The organism is Azospirillum tabaci (genome assembly GCF_014596085.1).
Taxonomy (GTDB): domain Bacteria; phylum Pseudomonadota; class Alphaproteobacteria; order Azospirillales; family Azospirillaceae; genus Azospirillum; species Azospirillum tabaci.
This window is the reverse complement of record NZ_JACCJY010000062.1, coordinates 1-4,117: the sequence shown is the minus strand read 5'-3', so window position 1 is coordinate 4,117 and position 4,117 is coordinate 1. Positions and strand designations below refer to the sequence as shown.

General features: G+C 66.2%; 7 protein-coding genes. 5 read left to right on the top strand and 2 right to left on the bottom strand.

Going from position 1 to position 4,117, the window contains the following annotated elements:
* Positions 1 to 135 precede the first annotated feature (135 nt).
* From H0B54_RS29165 to H0B54_RS29150, 4 genes are all read left to right on the top strand, one after another.
* Positions 136 to 978 carry an N-acetylmuramidase domain-containing protein gene (locus tag H0B54_RS29165; RefSeq protein WP_188263248.1) on the top strand — a complete coding sequence of 281 codons (843 nt, stop codon included), beginning with the start codon at positions 136 to 138 and terminating at the stop codon, positions 976 to 978.
* Between the two features lie 11 nt (positions 979 to 989).
* Positions 990 to 1,217 carry a hypothetical protein gene (locus tag H0B54_RS29160; RefSeq protein ID WP_188263247.1) on the top strand — a complete coding sequence of 76 codons (228 nt, stop codon included), beginning with the start codon at positions 990 to 992 and terminating at the stop codon, positions 1,215 to 1,217.
* A gap of 193 nt (positions 1,218 to 1,410) precedes the next feature.
* On the top strand, positions 1,411 to 1,617 hold the full coding sequence (locus H0B54_RS29155; RefSeq protein WP_188263246.1) for a hypothetical protein: 207 nt from the start codon (positions 1,411 to 1,413) through the stop codon (positions 1,615 to 1,617).
* 82 nt (positions 1,618 to 1,699) lie between these two features.
* Positions 1,700 to 2,038: a ubiquitination-like system serine protease family protein gene (locus H0B54_RS29150; protein ID WP_246472981.1), complete on the top strand. Its 339-nt coding sequence runs from the start codon at positions 1,700 to 1,702 to the stop codon at positions 2,036 to 2,038.
* A gap of 113 nt (positions 2,039 to 2,151) precedes the next feature.
* Here H0B54_RS29150 and H0B54_RS29145 read toward each other — a convergent pair whose 3' ends face one another.
* Together H0B54_RS29145 and H0B54_RS29140 are read right to left on the bottom strand one after the other, a co-directional pair.
* On the bottom strand, positions 2,152 to 2,412 hold the full coding sequence (locus tag H0B54_RS29145; RefSeq protein ID WP_188263245.1) for a hypothetical protein: 261 nt from the start codon (positions 2,410 to 2,412) through the stop codon (positions 2,152 to 2,154).
* Positions 2,413 to 2,598: 186 nt separating this feature from the next.
* Positions 2,599 to 3,408, bottom strand: coding sequence for a class I SAM-dependent methyltransferase (locus H0B54_RS29140; RefSeq protein WP_246472979.1), 810 nt, complete (start codon positions 3,406 to 3,408; stop codon positions 2,599 to 2,601).
* On the opposite strand from H0B54_RS29140, the gene H0B54_RS29135 reads away from it, so the two are divergent.
* Entirely contained in the window at positions 3,392 to 3,928 is a 537-nt protein-coding gene (locus H0B54_RS29135) for a hypothetical protein (protein WP_188263244.1), read from the top strand. The genes H0B54_RS29140 and H0B54_RS29135 overlap by 17 nt on opposite strands.
* Positions 3,929 to 4,117: the final 189 nt, after the last annotated feature.

Here is a 4,117-nt window from a genome sequence, read left to right as displayed (position 1 = left end):
GGGGCTTGGCGCGCCGGCAAAAAGAATGGCGGCCCCAGAGAGCCGCCAAGGTTCAGCTAACTCTGCCGTGGAAAGCAGATCGCGCGACCCTAAACGCCGCCGCTCTTTAAAACAATTCCAATGAGGAAGTAACTCATGACCACCACGCCCCCCGGCGCGGCTGAAGCCGTGCGCCTGCCTACCGTCGTCGGCGCCGCGCGTCCGCTCGGCCCGAACGACATCGCCGCCGCTGCCGACGCTCTCGGCGTCGAGGAGGCGGCCTATCGCGCCGTCCTGATCGTGGAGACCGGCGGCCGTAGCGCCTACCGGCCCGACGGCCGGATGCCGATCCTGTTCGAGGCCCACATCGCCTATCGCCTCAATGGTGGTGTGACGGTGCCTGGTCTCGCTGAGCTTAGCTGGGACCGCCGCCTCTACTCCAGCACGGCCGCCGGGGAATACGACCGGCTCGACCGGGCCTGCCAGCACCGCGCCATCGGGCCGGCGATTGCCCTGAAGGCCGCGTCCTGGGGCATGCCGCAGATCCTGGGCAGCAACCACGCCATGTGTGGCTTCGGCGATGTCGAGAGCTTCGTCCGGGCCATGGCGGACAGCGCCGTCGCCCAGCTCGCCGCGTTCAACGCCTTCGTCACCGCCCGCGGGCTGCTCCCGGCCCTGCGGGGCAAGCGGTGGAGCAAGTTCGCCCGCGGGTACAACGGGACGGCCTTCCGGGAGAACCTGTACGACGAGAAGTTGGCCGCCGCCTATCAGCGGGTGCGCGGCGCCGCGGGCGACGGCGTGCTCGGTATCGGGGACGTCGGCCCGGACGTGGCCGCGTTGCAGCGGGCGATCCAGCGCTGCGGCTTCCCGTCCATCGTGGAGGACGGTGACTTCGGGCGGCGGACGGCCAACGCTGTGGAGCAGGTCCAGGCCGTGCACCGGCTGCCGGTCACTGGGCGGGTGGACACGCGGACGGCGATCGCGCTGGGTGTGGTGTGAGGGGGGATGTGATGTCCATCGACACCAAGAGCCTTCTGGCCGAGGTGCAGGCCAATCTGCGAGCCCTGGACGGGTGCGCTGGCCCCCACCTGTTCCGCCGGATCGAGCCGGAGAAGTTCGGCACCAAGTACCGGTGCGACCACTGCGGCGGCACTGTGACCGGCCAGTTCGTGGGCGCCTACCGAGACGGCATCAAGCATGCTGGTGGAGATCCTGCGGCGGTAACGGTGCACAGGTAAGGCGAGGCCGTGAAACCATTGGATTGTTGATCGTCGTCTCATGTTCTCGTAACGTTCCTTCATGCCTCAGCCGAATCGCCCACTGCCACACGAACCGTCGTACAGGCTGAACGCCTTGGGCACCCTGGCGCAGCGAGGCGTGACGCGGCTTGAATTCTGGTGCCCGGCTTGTCGTCGGCAAAGCTACCGGGACATGAAGCTGCTGCTCGCGAAATTCGATCCGGCCACCGATCTCTACATGCTGGCCTTCAAGGCGCGCTGCGGTGGATGCGGTCGCCGCGGTTGCCACATCCAGCCAGCCGAACCGCCGGCGCCGGGAACGCCCGGCTATCGGGAATGGCTGAGCGATGAGATGAACCGCTGCCAAGCCTTCCTGACGCAGGCCAGGGAACGGCTGTAGCCGCTTGACCGACACCCACTGCTGACCGATCCGCGCCGCCCGGCATCCCGCCCGGCGGCTTTTCCTTTTCCGGAGCCATCTCATGACCGAGATCCTCAGCCCAAAGCTGGTTCGCCGGCAGTACGGCGAACTGACCCTTCACGAACACTGGTGCCCAGGCTGCAACGCCATGCACCAGATCGCCGTGGACACCCCATTTCGGAACGGGGCTCGGTGGACCTGGGACGGCAACGCCACGGCGCCGACCTTCAGCCCTTCGGTGAACATCACCCTGCGGTTCGCACCGAACAGCGGGCGGGCCGCCCAGGTCTGCCATTACTTCATCCGCTCGGGCAGAATCGAGTTCTGCGGTGACAGCTCGCACGCGCTCGCTGGCCAGACGGTGGACCTGCCGGACATCCCGGTGGAGGAGTTGGACTGAGACCGCTCGGCCCAACTCCTCCATGTAAAACTTGAGCACGGCTTCCTGCTCGCGGCGTAGCGCGGGCTCCGGGCGAACAAGAGCGATGCCCCGCCGATGCAGAAGCCCATGCCTCAGATCTGGCCATCGCCCAGCTTGTCGCCGACGCCACCGTGATCGTCCGACCATTGCTGAAAGCTCTCCTCGATGGTCACATCGGGGGCAAAGCGCTGGACAACTACCCCGAGGCCCTGTGGAGGGATGATCCCATGTTGGTCCTTCCGCGTCACCGCGTGTGTACGATCCACCATGGCATTCAGCAGCCCGTCGCTCGTGCCCTTAATCGGTTTTGCGCTCTCAATAATTTCCTCGTTGCGATCCTGAGGCTCAGACATCTGCATGTCTCCGTGGTTGCGTAAGATGTGGATCTTACCACGTGCATCACGAGAGGTTCGCTCCTTGGCGCAAATCGTCCAGCAGCGCGTTCCAGGCATCCCAACCGGTGGGGCGCCGCTTGCCCGGACACTCGCCGGCCAAGCGGTGGACCTGCTGGACATCCCGGCGGACGAGTTGGATTGAGGTTACTCCCCGCCGAGCAGCAATCGACGGAAGCGGCAGTAGACGAATCGCTGGGTCCGCCCCGCCGGTGTGCGGTGGTCTTCATGTTCCACCTGTTCCAGCCGGTAGCTCGGCCCGAGCTCAGCGGAAAGGCTTTCCGGACTGTACCGGACGACGGGCAGACCGCTGCACCGTTCCGGTCCGTCGAGCGCGAACGTGGCAATGACCACGCAACCATCCTTCTGAAGCGCATGGTTCAGAGCGGTCTTGTAGGCGGCGCGGTCGGCGGGATCGGTCAGGAAGTGGAAGACCGCGCGGTCATGCCAGAGGCTGTATTGGAGTGATGGATGCCATGTCGTCACGTCCGCCTCGATCCAGTCCACTGTGGCTCCACGATCCCCAAGGCGGCTTCGGGAGGCAGCCAGGGCAGGCCCGGCGATGTCGAGAACCGAAACCATGCGAAAGCCGCTGTCGAGCAGGTGGTCCACCAGGGTCGAAGCACCACCGCCGACGTCGATGAGCCGGTCCTCGGGCTGAATGTCTGATGCGTGAATGAGGTCCAAAGAGACGATCGGATGCATTTGGAACCAACTCACCTCGTCGGTAGCGTTGCGGGTGTAGACGCCCTGCCAATGCTCCTGCCGCTCCACCTGGGACATGCTTCCGTCCTCCATCTGTCGGCCAGCCCGCTTCACCAGTCCAGCCCATAAAGTGTGACGTCGATTCCCGTCTGAAAAGTAAAGCGCCTCCAGCCATCCCCCACCGCCCGGCCCCGCCGAGGCGGCTTTTTTCATGCCCGAAGGAGGGGCACCCATCATGCTGCCACTGCTCATCCCCATCATCTCCGCCCTGGCCCCGGTGCTTCTGCCGGAGGTCTTCAAGGCGGCCCTCGGCACCGGCGAGACCGCGCAGAAGGTCGGTGAGGCCGCGGTGTCCGTCGTCTCCGCCGTGACCGGCGTGCCGATCAGCACCCCGGCGGACGCCGAGCGCGCCGTCGCCGCGGTACAGACCGATCCGGCGAAGCTGGCCGAGTTGTACCGCCAGCAGGGCGATCAGGTCGTGGCGCTGCTGCGGCTGGACAACGAGGACCGGGCCAGTGCCCGCGCCCAGACCGTCGAACTGGCGAAGGCGGGCAGCAACATCTCTTGGGGCGCGCCTGTCATCTCGATGATCGTTCTGACGACTTTCGGGGCGGTGCTCTACCTGATTTTGACGGCCCAGATCCCGCCTGGGCAGGAGCGGATTGCCGACACAATGATCGGCATTCTGGGAACGCTGGCGGTCAACGCCGTTCAGTATTGGGTCGGTTCCAGCGCCGGATCCGCGGCAAAGGACAGGCTGCTGCGGAAATGAGGGACTCGCCATGATCTTCCCTCACCCCTCCGACCTCGCCGGAGCCGCCGGTTTCGCCCTGGTTGCCCTCTGGCCCTGGCTGTCCGGGCGCCGCGCGTTGTTGGCCGGGCAGGGCGCGTCCGCCGCAGCCTTCGCGCTGCACTACCTGCTGATCGGCGCCTCGACCGGCGCAGCTATGGCCGGGCTCTC

What these genes read in the sequence shown, in the direction of transcription:
- H0B54_RS29165 (WP_188263248.1), top strand. Translation starts at nt 136, where the DNA reads ATGACCACCACGCCCCCCGGCGCGGCTGAAGCCGTGCGCCTGCCTACC.
- H0B54_RS29160 (WP_188263247.1), top strand. Translation starts at nt 990, where the DNA reads ATGTCCATCGACACCAAGAGCCTTCTGGCCGAGGTGCAGGCCAATCTG.
- H0B54_RS29155 (WP_188263246.1), top strand. Translation starts at nt 1,411, where the DNA reads ATGAAGCTGCTGCTCGCGAAATTCGATCCGGCCACCGATCTCTACATG.
- H0B54_RS29150 (WP_246472981.1), top strand. Translation starts at nt 1,700, where the DNA reads ATGACCGAGATCCTCAGCCCAAAGCTGGTTCGCCGGCAGTACGGCGAA.
- H0B54_RS29145 (WP_188263245.1), bottom strand. Translation starts at nt 2,412, where the DNA reads ATGTCTGAGCCTCAGGATCGCAACGAGGAAATTATTGAGAGCGCAAAA.
- H0B54_RS29135 (WP_188263244.1), top strand. Translation starts at nt 3,392, where the DNA reads ATGCTGCCACTGCTCATCCCCATCATCTCCGCCCTGGCCCCGGTGCTT.
- H0B54_RS29140 (WP_246472979.1), bottom strand. Translation starts at nt 3,408, where the DNA reads ATGAGCAGTGGCAGCATGATGGGTGCCCCTCCTTCGGGCATGAAAAAA.